General features: G+C 38.3%; 13 protein-coding genes. 8 read left to right on the top strand and 5 right to left on the bottom strand.

Annotated features, from left to right (window positions below; translation table 11 throughout):
* Positions 1-172 precede the first annotated feature (172 nt).
* From SLP02_RS21665 to SLP02_RS21640, 6 genes are all read left to right on the top strand, one after another.
* Positions 173-1273: a DNA-methyltransferase gene (locus tag SLP02_RS21665; protein ID WP_319422794.1), complete on the top strand. Its 1101-nt coding sequence runs from the start codon at positions 173-175 to the stop codon at positions 1271-1273.
* The gene (locus tag SLP02_RS21660; RefSeq protein WP_319422793.1) at positions 1266-2117 is read left to right on the top strand and encodes a NotI family restriction endonuclease; all 852 of its coding nucleotides are present in this window, start codon (positions 1266-1268) and stop codon (positions 2115-2117) included. Before SLP02_RS21665 ends, SLP02_RS21660 begins: the two co-directional genes overlap by 8 nt.
* 213 nt (positions 2118-2330) lie before the next feature.
* Positions 2331-3050, top strand: a complete 720-nt coding sequence (phnF, locus tag SLP02_RS21655) for a phosphonate metabolism transcriptional regulator PhnF (RefSeq protein WP_319422792.1) — start codon at positions 2331-2333, stop codon at positions 3048-3050.
* Positions 3051-3229: 179 nt separating this feature from the next.
* Entirely contained in the window at positions 3230-4351 is a 1122-nt protein-coding gene (locus SLP02_RS21650) for a putative 2-aminoethylphosphonate ABC transporter substrate-binding protein (RefSeq protein ID WP_319422791.1), read from the top strand.
* Between the two features lie 78 nt (positions 4352-4429).
* The gene (locus SLP02_RS21645; RefSeq protein ID WP_319422790.1) at positions 4430-5599 is read left to right on the top strand and encodes a putative 2-aminoethylphosphonate ABC transporter ATP-binding protein; all 1170 of its coding nucleotides are present in this window, start codon (positions 4430-4432) and stop codon (positions 5597-5599) included.
* A 63-nt stretch (positions 5600-5662) separates the two neighbouring features.
* Positions 5663-7423 carry a putative 2-aminoethylphosphonate ABC transporter permease subunit gene (locus tag SLP02_RS21640; protein WP_319422789.1) on the top strand — a complete coding sequence of 587 codons (1761 nt, stop codon included), beginning with the start codon at positions 5663-5665 and terminating at the stop codon, positions 7421-7423.
* Positions 7424-7545: 122 nt separating this feature from the next.
* On the opposite strand, the gene SLP02_RS21635 is transcribed toward SLP02_RS21640, so the two are convergent.
* Entirely contained in the window at positions 7546-8286 is a 741-nt protein-coding gene (locus tag SLP02_RS21635) for an LmeA family phospholipid-binding protein (RefSeq protein WP_319422788.1), read from the bottom strand.
* Positions 8287-8584: 298 nt separating this feature from the next.
* On the opposite strand from SLP02_RS21635, the gene SLP02_RS21630 reads away from it, so the two are divergent.
* Positions 8585-9592: a sll0787 family AIR synthase-like protein gene (locus tag SLP02_RS21630; RefSeq protein WP_319422787.1), complete on the top strand. Its 1008-nt coding sequence runs from the start codon at positions 8585-8587 to the stop codon at positions 9590-9592.
* Between the two features lie 111 nt (positions 9593-9703).
* On the opposite strand, the gene SLP02_RS21625 is transcribed toward SLP02_RS21630, so the two are convergent.
* From SLP02_RS21625 to speB, 4 genes are all read right to left on the bottom strand, one after another.
* Entirely contained in the window at positions 9704-11110 is a 1407-nt protein-coding gene (locus tag SLP02_RS21625) for a S1C family serine protease (RefSeq protein ID WP_319422786.1), read from the bottom strand.
* Between the two features lie 183 nt (positions 11111-11293).
* Positions 11294-13501, bottom strand: coding sequence for a phosphoketolase family protein (locus SLP02_RS21620; RefSeq protein WP_319422785.1), 2208 nt, complete (start codon positions 13499-13501; stop codon positions 11294-11296).
* Positions 13502-13814: 313 nt separating this feature from the next.
* On the bottom strand, positions 13815-14351 hold the full coding sequence (locus SLP02_RS21615; protein WP_319422784.1) for a redoxin domain-containing protein: 537 nt from the start codon (positions 14349-14351) through the stop codon (positions 13815-13817).
* 173 nt (positions 14352-14524) lie between these two features.
* The gene (gene speB, locus SLP02_RS21610; RefSeq protein WP_319422783.1) at positions 14525-15409 is read right to left on the bottom strand and encodes an agmatinase; all 885 of its coding nucleotides are present in this window, start codon (positions 15407-15409) and stop codon (positions 14525-14527) included.
* 85 nt (positions 15410-15494) lie between these two features.
* On the opposite strand from speB, the gene SLP02_RS21605 reads away from it, so the two are divergent.
* The gene (locus tag SLP02_RS21605; RefSeq protein ID WP_319422782.1) at positions 15495-16385 is read left to right on the top strand and encodes an alpha/beta fold hydrolase; all 891 of its coding nucleotides are present in this window, start codon (positions 15495-15497) and stop codon (positions 16383-16385) included.
* The last annotated feature ends 37 nt before the right edge of the window (positions 16386-16422 follow it).

Here is a 16422-nt window from a genome sequence, read left to right as displayed (position 1 = left end):
AGCCGATTTTGCTTCACGTCTTTATACTTTATTTTAAAGCAGCTTTTAAGTCTGATTCATCTTCAACTAACAAAATCTTCATTGGCGATCTCTATCAGGATATGAAAGTAGTCTTAAAATTTTTAAGCTCTAACAGAGTTATTATTTTAGGGGGTCAAATTTATCTGTCGAAATGCTCAAAGAAAAATACGAATTAAACAATTTAGTGGATGAGGTAGATGTTCAAAACTTATTTTGTTCTTATTTAACTTCGGACAGTATTGATCCACTATGGTTGCAAGGAGATGCTTTGAAAGTTCTTAGTATGCTACCCGATCAATCAATTGATTTTGTTATGACCTCGCCTCCTTATTGGGGAAAAAGACAATATGCCAATGGCGGGATAGGTCTTGAAAAAGATTATCGAGATTATATCAAGAATCTTTGTTACATCTTTGCCGAAGTACAAAGGGTGTTAAAAGATTCTGGTTCATTCTGGCTTAATATTGGTGATTCCTACAAAGCTAAACATTTGTTAGGAATTCCTTGGAGAGTAGCCCTTGAAATGATCGACCATCAAGGCTGGATTCTTCGCAACGAAATTATATGGAACAAAGTTAAAGGAGGTCAAGACAACACAAAAGATAGATTGGGTAATGTCCATGAGCAACTTTTTCACTTTGTTAAAAAGCCCAAAGGCTACTATTACAATGCAGATGCTATAAGGTCTAAACCGTCAGAGTCCAAAGTGGTAAATGGAAAAGTCATATCTGCTACTGGTGTTAGTGGTGTTCGCTATAAACGGCAAATCGAATTATCAACTGAGTTAACACTACAAGAAAAAGAAAATGCATTGAAAGCATTAGAAGTAATTCTCAACAAAATTCGTCGAGATAAATTGTCTGATTTTAGAATGATTATTAGAGGTCAGCAGCGTACTACGCATTCAGAATCAGAGCGGATATCAGGGAGAGCAAAAGAGCTACGCGATCAAGGATACTATTTTCTGAAATATCATCCGAAAGGAAGTAAACCAAGAGATGTATGGGATATTCTTCCAGAGGATACACAAAAGCGTAGAAAACATTATGCGGCTTATCCTGAAGATATTTGTAAGATTCCTATATTGGCGACTTGTCCAGAAGACGGAATTATTATCGATCCCTTCGCAGGAACAGGAACTACTATGCTGGTAGCGAAACGGTTGGGAAGAAAGTCCATTGGTATTGATATATCTCAAGAATATATTGGAATATCAAAAGAACGTTATTTTGCAGAAATCGCTGATGAGTAAAATTGTTGAATTATTCGGACATAATATTCCATCAGTTCCACAAGAACAATGGAAGGAAATTGTTGAGGAACAGATTTGCGTTTACACAAACACTAAGTGTTTTAAAGTTAGAAAAAGTGAGCCAGAGATTTCGATTGGAACTTGTACTGTAAATTATGGAAAAGAAAAACGAGACATTATTATTTGTCCCAAGCGTTTGCTACAAAAAAAACAAGTTTTTACTGATTGCGTTCACTTATTGACTAAGCATGAGCCTGGAAATGAATTTCATGTAGTTTCTGAAGTGAATATACCTGGTGGATGTATTGATTATTTTTTAGTATCTGCTAGAGACAACAAAGTAAAAGGTTTTGTAGGCATTGAGTTTCAAACATTAGACACAACTGGAACTGTCTATCCCGAAAGACAAAGACTCTTGAAATCTTTTGGAATTGATGTTGCTGAAAAAGATGTTGCCTCAAAGAAAAAATTTGGGATGAACTGGAAAATGACAGCAAAAACTATTTTAGTTCAACTGCATCACAAGATTGATACTTTTGAGCATATAGGCAAGCATCTTGTACTTATTGTTCAAGATTGTTTTTTTGACTATATGAAGAAAGAATTTAATTTTAGTCACTTATCAAAACCAAGTAAATTAGGTGATTCTATGCATATACATTCTTACTCTCTCAGAAAAGAGAGTGACTATCTCAAACTCAATCTTTCAGAAATACTCAGTACCGATTCTCAGGGGATCTCTACTTGTTTAGGTCTTCAAGCCGAAGCTAAAGTCGAATTTGCTGAAATTATCAAAAGCATAGAAGCGAAACTTTCAAACAATACACTTTTAACAATCGTGTAGAAATATCATCAGCTTGATATCTTCCCCAAGATAGCAGAAAAAAGTAATCGCTCTTCCCACGCTCGATCAAACAATCATCAATGGTCAATAAGAAAAATTTGTATAGAAATTGCTATCTAGATGTCTATATAGGTATACTAAACATCAGTCGTAGCAAAAGTAGTTAATTTAGACAACAAATCTAGTTTTTAGTCAAGAACTCAAAAAGCAAAAATGGTAATGAACTATGAGGCTTTACCCCTTTATATTCAAATTTCTCAGAAGCTAAGAGAAAGTATTCAGCAGGGAGTGTATCAAGCTGAAGAAAAACTACCTAGCGAACATCAGTTAAGCGATCGCTTTGGCGTAAATCGTCATACTCTACGAAGGGCGATCGCCTTACTAAAAGATGAAGGCTTATTAAGAACTGACAAAGGACGAGGTATTTTCGTTGCTACTCCACCTTTAGAGTATCCTATTGGTAAACGGGTACGTTATAACGAAGCTTTAGAAGCACAGGGGAAAAAAGGCAGTTACGAACTACTCAAGACGGCTAAAATACCAGCAGAACCAGACATTGCCAAAAAATTAGAAATAGCGATCGGCGCACCAGTAGCAATAGTCCAAATGCTAGGATTTGCGGACAAGCATCCTCTTCTTCTGACTACAAGCTATTTTCCTCTAACTATTTTTCCCGATCTATTACAGCATTTAGAGGCGATCGAGTCTGTTTCTAAATTAATGCAAGAAGTTTACGGCTGCGAACATATTCGTCGCAGTACTTATGTTTCCGCCAGACAAGTTAGACCACAAGATGCCAGGACGTTACAGATAGCATTAAACCAATCGATTTTGTTAGTTGAATCTATCAATGAAGATCAACAAGGACGAGTAATTGAGTACGGTATAACTCGGTTTCGTGGTGATGATATGAAACTGGTACTAACTAGCTAAATATAATCTTTGATTCCGCATTACTGAAAGGTATTTTCTTTAATATTTAAAAGTTAAAAAAATCTCTTTTAAAGATTAAACCTCTCTTAACTCAATAATAAAACCTACTTAATAATTCAGGCTTAAGATAATCCTGTTTAGACAACTATACAAAAAAGGTCTTTATCTCAACTTGATTTATGTTTAGTAATAGAAGAAAAGTAATTTTAGGTATTGTTTCTAGTACGACCTTATTCTTATCTGTAGGTATAACTAGTTGCGTTCAACAGCCGCAAGCATCAACTAATACGCCCGATTTAGCTGAGGGGAATAGTGATGCCACCGCAGTAAGCGACAAAGCAGGTAAAGATTCAATTACTGTTTATACTGCCTTGGAAGACGATCAAATCTCTGAATATTTACCATTATTTAAGCAAGAAAATCCTGATGTCAATGTCAATATCGTGCGCGATTCTACAGGAATTGTCACTGCTAAATTGATAGCAGAAAAAGGTAATCCTCAAGCGGATGTAGTTTGGGGTTTAGCAGCTTCTAGTTTGCTAGTTGCCGACGAAGAGGGAATGCTGCAACCTTATGCACCAAAAGGTGTTGATACAGTATTACCCAAAATGAAAGACGACCGCACTCCGCCTCACTGGGTAGGAATTGATGCCTGGATGTCTGCCTTCTGCGCGAATACAGTGGAGTTAAAGAAAAAAGGTGTACCCGTTCCTCAATCTTGGGATGACTTAACCAAGCCTGAATATAAAAACATGATAGTCATGTCTAATCCCGCCTCATCGGGAACGGGTTTTCTTTCCGTATCGGCTATATTGCAACTCAAAGGAGAAGAAAAAGGCTGGCAATATCTGGATGCTTTGAATCAAAATGTAGCCCAATATATGCACTCTGGCTCTAAACCTTGTAAAGCAGCAGGTGCAGGAGAATATCCGATTGGCGTTTCTTTTGACTATCGTGCAGTCAAGCAAAAGAATGATGGCGAACCTATTGAAGCAGTATTTCCTAAAGAAGGTTCGGGTTGGGATATTGAAGCTAATGCCCTAGTTAAAAAAGATAACGTTAAGCCTGAAGCGAAACAGTTCTTAAACTGGGCAATTTCTCCTGAAGTTAGCGAAAAATACGCCGAAAACTTTGCCATTACAGGAACAAAAACTAACGTCAAAGCACCAGAAGGGTATCCAGCCGATCCTACAGCCCAGTTAATCAAAAATGATTTTAATTGGGCTGCTCAAAATCGCGATCGCATCCTTGAAGAATGGACTAGCCGTTACGATTCCAAGTCCGAACCGAAAGAAGAGTAATAACTAGCCAAGGGGTACTCGCCGCAGGGACTAATAACTAATAACTGGTTCTTACTTCATCCCTCATCCTTCAAAACTATGACTTATCCTTCAGAAAAAAAGAGAACTTTTAGAACGCAAAGCGATATCCAAACAGCGCATCATTCTGCTGTAGCAATTCAAAATAGGCATCTATCACAACCTTATTTACAGGTAGAAAACGTTTACAAAAATTTTGGCAACTTCACCGCCCTTAAAGAAATCTTTTTAGATGTTTATCCTGGTGAATTTGTCTGTATGCTTGGTCCTTCAGGCTGTGGTAAAACCACATTATTGAAAATTATCGCCGGTTTAGAAGAACATAGTAGCGGACGTATTATTCAAGATGGTAAAGATGTATCTAATTTGCCACCTTCAAAAAGGGATTTTGGCATTGTCTTTCAATCTTATGCCTTATTTCCCAATTTGACTGCTGCTCAAAATATTGCCTATGGTTTAGAAAATGCCAAGCAGTCTAAACCACAAATCAAAGCTAGAGTTAGCGAATTATTAGACATGGTAGGCATGGGAGGCTTAGAGAAGAAATATCCTGCCCAAATGTCTGGAGGACAGCAACAACGAGTAGCATTAGCAAGGGCTTTGGCACAGTCTCCAGGTTTGTTATTACTAGACGAACCTTTGTCAGCATTAGATGCCAAAGTTAGAGTCAGACTGCGGACAGAAATTGCTCAACTACAAAAAAGACTGGGAATTACTACGGTAATGGTAACTCACGACCAAGAAGAAGCCCTGGCAATGGGCGATCGCGTTGTGGTCATGGACAAGGGGTATATTGCTCAAGTAGGTACGCCTCACGCTATTTATCAACAGCCTAATACTGCTTTTGTAGCTGATTTTATTGGCACGATGAACTTTTTGCCAGGACAAGTAGTTGAACCTGGAAAGGTGCGCTGTGGCACGTTGAGTTTTGATGTACCCCAAAGAGGCATCAATGTTGGCGACAATATAACTGTAGCCATTCGCCCAGAAGATATTTTGCCTCTAAGTGATGAAAATATGGCTAATTTACCAAATGTGTATCAAGCAACAATTGAGGGGTCAGAGTTCTTAGGTTCTTCTTATTTAGTAATTCTACATTTAGCAGGAAGTTCTCAAGAAAAATTATCGATCAATTTATCGATCAATCAAGTAAGAAACTTAGATTTAAACGTTGGCAATACTCTAACGATTCAGCTTCCACCAGAATTGATTCAAATATTTCCCGAATAAATTTTGTAAGGGCGATTTGCGAATCGCCCCTACCGCCATATTGCGTCTCTAAAGAATGTAATTATGACTACTGTAACTAATTCAAGAACGGTAAAACCCCAGAAAAAGGGTCATACTATCACCTCTGAAGACTGGATCATGAGAGCCTTCATTGCTTTAGGCACTCTATTTCTATTGGTTGGGGTGGTTTTTCCTCTCTACCCGATGCTGATTCGCAGTTTTCAAAACCGCAATGGCGATATTATTGGTTTAGCAAACTACGTCAAATATTTGACTACCCCTTCACTGGCTCAATCATTTACCAATAGTTTATATATTGCGATCGCATCTACTTTAATTGCAGTATTGCTGGCATTTATCTTTGCCTATGGAATTACTAGAACGGCAATGCCAGTCACAGGTTTATTTCGTACCTTGGCAATGTTACCTCTTTATATTCCCCCATTAGCTCATGCGATCGGCTTAATTTATCTATTTGGTAATCAGGGTATTGTTACCACGGGGTTTTTTGATCGCCTGACTGGTTGGGACATCAATCTCTATGGTTCACACGGCATTATTATTGGCGAGGTGCTTTACTGTTTTCCTCAAGCCTTAGTAATTCTAATTACCGCTTTAAGCCTCACTGATGCTCGTCTGTATGAAGCAGCCGAAGTTTTACGTACCCCCAAATGGCGTACCTTCCTCACCGTTACTATTCCTGGCGTTAAGTATGGCTTAATTAGCGCGATATTTGTCTGTTTCACTTTAGCTTTTACCGATTTTGGCGTTCCCAAAGTTGTCGGGGGAGATTTTAACGTTTTAGCAACGGATATCTATAAACAGGTAATTGGACAGCAAAACTTTTCTATGGGTGCAACTATCAGTGTGTTCTTGTTAGTACCTACGGTAATTGCCTTTGTGGTCGAGCGCATTATTCAAAGAAAACAAACAGCCTTAGTAACTGCCAAAGCTGTACCTCTAAAACCTAAACCTAATGCTTTCCTCGACTGGACGATGTTTGCTTTTTGCTCTCTATTGGTTGCAGCAGCTTTAACAGTTTTTGGCACAATTATTTTTGCCTCTGTTATAAAAGTATGGCCCTATAACTTTAGTCTTAGTCTGCGCCATTACGATTTTAGTGGAGTTGGCGGTGGCGGTTATGCAGCCTATTGGAACAGTATTCGCATGGCATTCTATACGGCAGTTGTGGGAACAGTCGCCGTATTTATCGGTGCATATTTAGTCGAAAAAGGTAAAGGCGTAGCGTGGCTAAGAGGAATAAACTATTTTCTATCTACTCTTCCCCTCGCATTACCAGGATTAGTATTAGGTCTTGCTTATGTATTCTTCTTTAATCAAAAATTAATTCCCATTCCCATAACTAAATTTGCTTTTCTCAATCCCTTCAACTTTTTGTACGGTACGATGGGCATCTTGGTACTATGTAACGTAGTTCACTTTTATACAGTTTGTTTCCTAACTGCCAATACCGCCCTCAAACAGTTAGATCCCGAATTTGAAGCAGCTTCGGCATCTCTATCTGTTCCCTTTTATAAAACCTTCTGGCGAGTTACAGTACCGATGTCTCTCCCCGCAATTTTAGAAATTGGCATTTATTACTTTGTTAACGCTCTGATTACCATTTCGGCAATCATTTTCATCTACCCTTCGGATTTACCTCTAGCAGCAGTGGCGATCGTGAATATGGATGATGCAGGAGATATTGCACCAGCAGCAGCTATGTCAACTTTACTTGTATTTACCAGCATTGGAGTAAGGATTATTTACTGGTTGCTAACTCAAAAGCTACAGCAAAATACTCAAGCTTGGCTTAAAAGATAATTTTTAAATTTAAATCGTAGCAGATAAAAATAAACTTTTAAGGGAAAAGGTAGGGCGTTGCTGAATTATCATGATTTAGGCGATCGCCCGAACAGTTTTAAACTTAAGATTGTCAAGACGAATTAGAGGGTGGGAAATTGAGTAATATCCGCTACCGCCAAAAGCTTTATCCGACCAGCTTCTACAGTAAGGCGATGAATGCGTAGAGCGAGTCCTTGTTTCTCAAAGTTACGCAAGTCTAACATTTTTTCAGCTTTATCTAGAAACGCTTGGGTTAAGTCTTCTGATATCTCTTTCCCTGGCTCGTATCGAATATCCTCTAGCACGACGCTTCTATTTCCTGGCGCAATTTTGGGGGTTGCCGTAAATGCCACCTCTTTAGTCTCGCCCGATGGTTGTAACTCAACTAGAGCTTCTACCGCTACTGTTCCATCTTTGCGAAACTGGCATTTTTTTTGGGGAACTGTCAGCTTTCCCTGTCCTGTTGTTAAATATGTGTCTAAAACATCAATTTTGGCTCTAAGTTCTGGTGAGTTCAAAGCGCAGTTAAGATCGGTTTCGGTTAAAACTAAACGGGCAGTTCCTTCGGTGGGTTGGGTAAGCTCGATATTGCCTGTTAAAGCTTTCAAAGGATTGACAGCGATCGCCTTTGTCTCAATTTCTAGCGCTTCCACCCGCAAATCGGTTTCAATAATCAATCCTTCCTCTTTGATTAAAAGCGATTCTAACTCGCCATTGGCTAGTTTTTCTGGAGCAGTATTAACTTTGACTTCTAGACGCTCTGCATCTTCTAGTTGAGAAGATAAAGCTAATTCGGCAATTTTGTTGAGTGCTTGCTCCCCAAGATTTTCTGTTCCAAACATATTTATTGCGTATCGCTATTGGTGGACTCATTTTACTCTCTTTAAATATATTAAGAAACTTTAAGCTATGTCTCTGTCAGATGACAGAAATACAATTTGCACGCTCTCAACAGAAAAGAAAATGAATCGAGCAAAATAGCAAATGATTATTCAATAATTCGCTTATTCAGTATAGTTAGAAAGAACTAGTTTATGGCGATCGCCGTTAATTATAGCAATGGTCAAGAGTGTTAAGACGTAATTTCTAATGTAGGGGCGCATGGCATTCGCTATCAAAATACATTTTGCTTTAATACAAATGTCTGTAACTATAGTTAGGCGATCGCAGATATTATTCTATATGAGCAATTTCTCTTCTCTAAATCTCGAACAGCTAGCAGCAAAACTCAAACAGTCACTTGGTATAATCCAAAAGCAAGATATTCAGGTTGTCAGCCAAATATTAGGTTTACAAACAGATAATCAGATACAGGTTGGTGATGATTGCGCTGCTATCCCCGACGGCGATGGTTATTTACTTTTAGCTGCTGAAGGAATATGGCACGTATTAGTAGAGACAGATCCTTGGTTTGCAGGTTGGTGTGCAGTTATGGTCAACGTGAGCGACATTGCAGCCATGGGTGGAAAAGCGATCGCCATTGTTGATACGATCTGGACAGAAGATACCGCTAAAGCCATACCAATGCTGGAAGGAATGAAGGCTGCTGCTGAAGCTTTTAATGTCCCCATTGTTGGCGGACATACTAATTTTCACAGCGTCTATAATGCTTTAGGCGTGTCTATTTTAGGACGGGCAAAAAAGTTGATTAGTAGTTTTGCAGCCCAACCTGGAGATTTGCTAGTTGTGGCAATAGATTTGCAGGGGGAAATGCACTCTAAATTTCCCTTTTGGAATGCTGCTACCAAAGCCAAAGCAAGTCAATTACAAGAGAATTTGACCATTTTTCCTTATTTAGCGGAGAATAACCTCTGCAATGCTGGTAAAGATATTAGCATGGGGGGAATTGTCGGGACTCTATTGATGTTAATTGAAGCTTCTAAGTGTGGTGCGGTTTTAAATTTAGATAATATTGTCTGTCCCGTCAATGTAGATCTAGAAACCTGGTTACTCTGCTTTCCTAGTTACGGATTTTTACTATCAATTAAGCCCCAAAATTTAGATGTAGTCAAAAGACAATTTAACGAAAGAAACATTTCATGTAATTTAGTTGGAGAAATTATCAAAGGCTCTCAATTAATCCTTAAGTCACAACAGCAATCTCATCTATTTTGGGATTTTAAGACAGATAACTTTATCCTCAGCTAATTTTGTTTTGGCGTTGGTATCAGTTTATCGTAAAAAAAAAGGCGATCGCTTTAAAAAACTAGGAAAATAATTAATCGGGCGATCGCCTTTTAACTTTAGATAGGGTGATATTCAATTTAAAAATTCACTTTTAGAGGATAGTTGAATAGGATTGCCACAACGATTTAAGTGATTATCAATATGAGTTTCAACTTCTAATCCTAGATTATTCAACACTTCAATTATTGGTATAGCAAAACCTAATCCTTCGATTCCCATTGCAAATTTTTTAGCGTTTATGATTCCTATAACCTCACCATATTGATTTAATAATGGTCCTCCGCTATTTCCAGGATTTATAGGAGCATCGGTTTGAATTAATGATTGATTTTCAGTTTGGCGAATACCACTTACAATGCCTCTAGTGACTGTAAAGTTGAGCGATAAAGGATTTCCTATTGCTACTACATCTTCTCCAACAATAGGATATTGTGCATGACAAAGAGGTAGTGGTTTTAGATTAGCAGAGTAATTATTGATTCTTAGTATAGCAATATCAGCCATTCGATCTCTTTTTAAGATTTGTGCTTCTTTAATTGTTCCATCATAAAAACTTACAGTGACTTTATCGTTACCGCTTACTACGTGCCTATTTGTCAATATCAAACCTGTTTTGCTGATAATAAATCCAGTACCAGAGCCAGAATTGGTTTGAATTTTAACTACTCCAGGAGTTGTTGAACTTACAATTTTTTGAACATTGCTATTTTCATCTAAAGATTCAACTGCGGATATTTTTTCTTCAATTAAACTATTTGATTTTTCATTATTATTTTCAACAGAATAAAGCACCTTTAAACTATTTGAGGTTTTTTTTCCAATATCGCTAATAACTGAACCATTAATACGAAGTGTAATATCTGTATTAACACTTGCTTTTTGTAAAGCGAGTATTAAATCACCTGGAATAGGAAAAATACCATTGTCTCCATATATTTTGAATGCCAAACCATCCACTAATACTTCAATTGAATCTCCTACAGGAGTTATATTTTTTCTTTTACACCCTAAAAGTGCATCACAAGCTAATTTTTCATAAGAGAAAATTGATAATTCTTCACCAGTCCATTTAGATATAATTCCTTCTTCATCAAACCGACTAAAAAAACCATCTCCATATTTTTTATAATTTTTATCAAATACTGCAAGATAATTGCCAAACTTTGATTCAACAAAAACTGGCTCTGACCAAGGAACTTTCGGGTCAGGGTTTCTCCAGTCGTTTATAGAAACTGACTTAAAATCAGTAAAATTGATGTTTTTTTTGGGCAATAGCTCATCTTCAAGTCTGTGTGAATATTTGGATTGATTTACATCACATTCAGGACTCTGAACTTTATACTGATATGCTCCTGGACTACAATATAGTTTGTAATCATCATAATTATTTACTTCCTGAGAGTTAGAAATAGATTGAGATAATAAAAGTACAATATTTACTACTCCAAAAATAGTGAAAGTTTTCTTATATAAATTCATGTATGATGAGTAATTTAGACAAATCACTATAAATATTTACTCTACAATCTTAGTTAGCGTAAATATTTCTTTTGTTGATCTAAGTCACTTCTAATGTTCAACAAAATTCATCAATTTATTAATTTCTCTCAAGTTGTATATAGCTATGAGATGGGCAAATGCCCACCTTTTCCATATTACGATTTAGCCGATCAACTCTATTGCTCGTTTAACAAAATTATCAGCAGTAATGCCGTTAAATTCCATAATTTGAGTTGCACTAGAAGCAGTTTCTCCTCGTTTCCAAGCAAAAACGTCTCGTTTACTATTACTACGCAACATTACAGGTTCTAGCATGGCACTCGAACCACCAGTTACCCCGATCAGGGCATTACCAGCAAACATCGCCGAAAATTCAGCATCATTGAGAAAATCACCATCCTGTTCACGAGTGCAAGTGTCCCAAGCCACATCAGTAGGACGATATAGACGACGAGGATTAATTATAGAGATAATTCTTGAACCAATACCCTGAGATTTTAGCTGTTCGGCAGCCTCAAAGGTAGGAATTAAAGTCATGTCGCCAATTACTGCAAAGACAACGCATTTACCTTCGGGAGGATCTATTTCTTGGAGAACAATGCCACCTTTAGCTAATCCTTCCCGTGTTTGTTCTAAAGTCGTGCGAATGGCTAAGGGAGACTTGCTGGCAGTGATAGTTATACCTTTGTTTTTTGTTCCTAATGCCCATTCATAACAGGCTTGGATACTGTTAGCATCACAGGGAAAAAGAGGAAAAATATTACCATTACGCATCATGCCTGCAAAGTAGTTCTCAATTTCAGGACGTTGGTGTGTCCAGCCGTTGCGTCCTTGTTCTAATGCCCCTGCTGTAAATAAAGTAATAGTAGAGGGAGTGGTACGGCGTAATTCGGTCATCGCTTGGGTAACCGTCTGCCAGATAGGTAAACCATTAACAGCAAAGGATTCATAGGAACACCAAAGAGTCCGCGCCCCAAATAAAGCCTGTGCTGCTGCCAATCCAGCACAAGCATCTTCACTAAGAGGTTCGTAAACCTGTCCTTCGGGCTGTTGAAAATAGATTTCGTCGGTGGTGGGGTGAATAATTTTTAAAGCAGTATTGATATTTTTGATGCCTGAGGCTGCATTCCCGTCAGCATTTGCCACAATGAAGTTTTTGTCTTGTTGCCCGACATAAACAGCGATCGCCCCCATGGCTGTAGTGGCAACCTGTTTATCGCCACCAACGGCATATTCTTCTAAGGGAATATTACTTAAATCTGGTATAGAGTATTCTTGTTCGGTAACGGCTGTATGGGCTGCTGCGCCACCATTAGAACGAAGATAATTATTACGTACAAGCTGCCAGGCTTCGGGAGTTAAAGCCCTTTGTTGGAGGGCAGCCATAATATAATCTTTGTCTACATGATCTCCTGGGTAAAGATTATGAGACTGTGCGCCATCTTTATGCACTCCTGAACCTTTAAGCTGTTTGACAATTAGAACTGTTAGCTTACCGCCTAGTGCCGACTTGGCAGCTTTGTCTGTTGCCTCTAGGATTGCCTGAGTAAAAGCCATTCTAGCTTCAAAAGAAAATCTAGTGCTGTTTACATAGTCTCCTGGCTGATTTGTGTCGTCGTAATCTTTGGCGTTAACGAAAATCACTTCTGCAAAACCGTTACCTTTCCAGTAGGCAATCATCTCTTCATTGGTTTTGGTAGAAACCATGCTGTGATGTTCTTGAGAATAACCATTCCAAACTAAAATAGGTAAGAAGTTAGTCACTTTGGGAAAGGCGGTATTAAAATGCCCAAAGCTACTCATGATATAGGGTTCACCCAAACCACCATCACCAATAGTTACAGGAAACAAGACCCCAGGATGGAGTTTTGCCCCTGCCATGGCAAAGTGCTGTCCTTGTCCTAGAGGTCCTGCGGGGCTAAGTAAGCCAGGGATTTGTCCTGAAAGATGTCCTAAAAGCCCGTGCATTTCTCGAAAGCGATCGCCGAGATCTTGAACATTATTAATGTCCATTGTTTCTAGAGAAGTATCTAAAAAGACATTGCTATAAAATCCTGGGGCATGATGACCGACTTCGGTAACAATATTTTTATGTCCTAACATTACCAAAGCAGCAATAGTATCAGCGATACTAGCAAAACCGCCTGGGTGTCCTGACTGCTTACTGGCAGTAATGTGTAGAGTTAGATAGCGTAAAGCATCTGCTGCCAATATAGTTTGATATACTGCTGTCTTATCTGTAGGCGAGGCGATCGCAGTTTGTCCTTCTGCAATTGCTGATGACTGCCCGTATTGCTCAAAACCAGGCAACTGTTCTTTAAAGTGTTTAATCCCTTGACAAAAAGCGGGAATATTAGTGGCAACGGTCATAAAAATATATCCTTCGTTTATCAAACTGCAAGTATGTAGGTAAATCTTACAATTTTAAGCGGTCTGAAAACGACAATATATATCAGTAATTCTAACTGATGCTAAAAGCTTAAGTTAATCGATCGAGAGCAAAAATAGTAAAAGAAGCGTAAGAAAAAAACTTCAATAATTATTTGCTCTTCTTTCTTTGCTCTGGTTTTTCCCATTGTTCAGTCATGTAAAAACTATTTAGTAGACTTGAACGTAAATAAACGTATCATTCCAACTTGAAACTAGTAACAATATTTAACTTATTACAAAGAGCAAAGTAGTACTAAAAATTGCGCCACTTAATAGAAGTACCTGCGGGTTCAACGTAATCTTTAGCAATTTTTCTGCCTGAAAGCATTGTAGAAATACTATCACGAAGATAATGATGATTAACTCGATCTATTGATTCTGCACAATCATCAATTCTGCCCTGATAACGAATGACAGCATCACTATCTAATAAATATACAGTCGGCATAACTTTGACTTTAAAAGCTTTTGCCACATCTTGAGTGGTATCGCGTAGGTAAGGAAAATTAAGCTCATGCCCATGAGCATATTGCTTCATGCCTTCCATGCTGTCGGCGATCGCTTCTGAGCGATGGTTAGAGTCGATGCCCATGACTGTAAAACCCTGGCTGCTAAAGTCAGCTTGAAGCTGTTTAAGACGTTCGAGATATTGCTCAACTTCAGGACTTTCGCTGTTCATGAAAACCACGGCGATCGCTTTTAATTTTTTGCGGTAGCTACCAAGATGATAAACTTCTCGATCGATGCCTGGGATTTCAAAATCAGGAGCATAATTACCTATTGTGTTCATAAATACTATTTCCTATAAAAGTCTTACATATTTTGCAAATACCTAATTTTATCAATTTTATTTTGAATCTGAGTGTGAGCTAGGTCTTTTTGGCAATATTTTGGGCTGCATCGAAAATAAGCAAGAATTTAATCGCTTAAATAAAAATGCTTTCTCTTTTGAACTCGATTATTTTAGCAAGATAATGTAATGTAGCTAACTAATTTGTAAACTAGTTTTGCAGCAGTAAACTCCGATACTACAGAATCTGAAGTCGGTGCAAGCTCCATGACATCGCAGCCTATCACTTGATGCTTGCTAAATACCGTTCGCAGAAATTTAGTTAATTCAAACCAGTTTAATCCTCCAGGTTCTGGAGTTCCTACTCCAGGCATTAAACTAGGATCTAGTCCATCAAGATCGATGGTAATAAATACTTTTTCAGTAGTGATGTGAGAAAGTGCTTTGTCAATCCAGTCTAAATTTTGATAGATATCTTTTGCCCAAACTACAGGAATTTGCTTTTCTTTAATTAACTGCGCTTCTTCTAAACAGATGCTGCGGATACCCACAGGCAAAGTCGGCAACCCCATATCTAACACTCGGCGCATGACACAAGCATGATTATAGATTGAGTCTTCGTAGCTATGGCGCAGATCTCCATGGGCATCAATTTGAATCACCGTAAACGGCTCACTCAAAAGCTGTCGATAAGCCTTAACTATACCTGCGGTAATACTGTGTTCTCCTCCTAAAGCAATGACAAATTTACCATTGGCAATTAACTTAGATACTCTAGCAGTAACAAGATCCATCATCGCTTCTGGAGTTAAATCGGGATTTGTTATGGTACTGGCGATCGCATTTACAGTAAAAATTCCCACTTCGTGACATATTTCTTGTTCAAACTCAATATCATAAGCTTCAAGCTGATCTGAGGCTTTGATAATTGCTGCTGCACCATTTTGACATCCTTTACGGTAGGTAGTGGTTTTTTCATAAGGAATAGGCAAAATGACTACTTTTGCTTCCTCGTAGGTTGTTTGCGCTTCTGAACCAATAAACTGTTTGGCAATCATTTTTTAAGGGATAAGCGATGAGGGACAAGGAAAAAGCTAAAATTTAAGAAAGACAATTAAAGATACAACTTTTATATTTAAGCTTATGATATCGGCGATCGCAATAACTCAAACACCTAAAACCTGGAACTGGAAAGGACACAATATTACTTATCAGCAAGCAGGAGAAACTGGCGCAGCAGTAGTTTTGGTACATGGTTTTGGGGCATCTTGGGGACACTGGCGCAAAAATTTGCCCGTGTTGGGAGAATCTTTTCGTTGTTATGCGATCGATCTGATTGGCTTTGGTGGTTCTGATAAGCCTCAACCAAGTGCAGAAATTAAATACACCTTTGAAACCTGGGGAGAACAGCTAGCTGATTTTTGTCGTGAAGTGGTTGGTAGCCCTGCCTTTTTAATTGGTAATTCTATTGGCTGTATTGTAGTCATGCAAACGGCGGTAGATCATCCTGAATTAGCTTTAGGTGTGGCAGCGATTAATTGTTCGGTTAGGCTTTTACACGATCGCAAACGAGTTACCTTGCCCTGGTATCGTAACTATGGTTCATTAGTTATGCAGCAAGTACTGGGTAATAGGCAAATTGGTAGCTTCTTTTTTAAGCAGATTGCTAAACCCAAGGTAGTACGCAAGATTTTATTACAGGCTTATCGTCACCCTGAAGCAGTCACCGATGAACTAATAGATATTTTGATGAAACCTGCCCAAGACAAAGGTGCAGCCTCTGTTTTTCTGGCATTTACTCGTTATTCACAAGGTCCTTTACCAGAAGATTTGCTTCCCCGTCTTACTTGTCCTACGGTTTTATTATGGGGAACAGAAGATCCTTGGGAACCTGTGGCTATGGGTAGAGAATTAGCTGCAATATCCACAGTAGATGAGTTTGTTGCCTTAGAAGGCTTAGGTCATTGCCCTCAAGATGAAGCCCCAGAAATAGTTAATCCTATTTTATTAAAATGGATTCAACAGCATCAGTAACAATTAATTTTGAACAAACCGCTAGATCGAACATTAA

It is taken from the genome of Pleurocapsa sp. FMAR1 (genome assembly GCF_963665995.1).
GTDB lineage: Bacteria > Cyanobacteriota > Cyanobacteriia > Cyanobacteriales > Xenococcaceae > Waterburya.
The sequence above is the reverse complement of the archived record's forward strand: the minus strand, read 5'-3'. Positions and strand labels throughout refer to the sequence as shown.

Excerpts from the sequence above, each read along its gene's own strand:
- SLP02_RS21665 (WP_319422794.1), top strand. The coding sequence starts at position 173 with ATGCTCAAAGAAAAATACGAATTAAACAATTTAGTGGATGAGGTAGAT.
- SLP02_RS21620 (WP_319422785.1), bottom strand. The coding sequence starts at position 13,501 with ATGACCGTTGCCACTAATATTCCCGCTTTTTGTCAAGGGATTAAACAC.
- phnF (WP_319422792.1), top strand. The coding sequence starts at position 2,331 with ATGGTAATGAACTATGAGGCTTTACCCCTTTATATTCAAATTTCTCAG.
- SLP02_RS21635 (WP_319422788.1), bottom strand. The coding sequence starts at position 8,286 with ATGTTTGGAACAGAAAATCTTGGGGAGCAAGCACTCAACAAAATTGCC.
- SLP02_RS21640 (WP_319422789.1), top strand. The coding sequence starts at position 5,663 with ATGACTACTGTAACTAATTCAAGAACGGTAAAACCCCAGAAAAAGGGT.
- SLP02_RS21625 (WP_319422786.1), bottom strand. The coding sequence starts at position 11,110 with ATGAATTTATATAAGAAAACTTTCACTATTTTTGGAGTAGTAAATATT.
- SLP02_RS21605 (WP_319422782.1), top strand. The coding sequence starts at position 15,495 with ATGATATCGGCGATCGCAATAACTCAAACACCTAAAACCTGGAACTGG.
- SLP02_RS21615 (WP_319422784.1), bottom strand. The coding sequence starts at position 14,351 with ATGAACACAATAGGTAATTATGCTCCTGATTTTGAAATCCCAGGCATC.
- SLP02_RS21660 (WP_319422793.1), top strand. The coding sequence starts at position 1,266 with ATGAGTAAAATTGTTGAATTATTCGGACATAATATTCCATCAGTTCCA.
- speB (WP_319422783.1), bottom strand. The coding sequence starts at position 15,409 with ATGATTGCCAAACAGTTTATTGGTTCAGAAGCGCAAACAACCTACGAG.
- SLP02_RS21650 (WP_319422791.1), top strand. The coding sequence starts at position 3,230 with ATGTTTAGTAATAGAAGAAAAGTAATTTTAGGTATTGTTTCTAGTACG.
- SLP02_RS21630 (WP_319422787.1), top strand. The coding sequence starts at position 8,585 with ATGTCTGTAACTATAGTTAGGCGATCGCAGATATTATTCTATATGAGC.
- SLP02_RS21645 (WP_319422790.1), top strand. The coding sequence starts at position 4,430 with ATGACTTATCCTTCAGAAAAAAAGAGAACTTTTAGAACGCAAAGCGAT.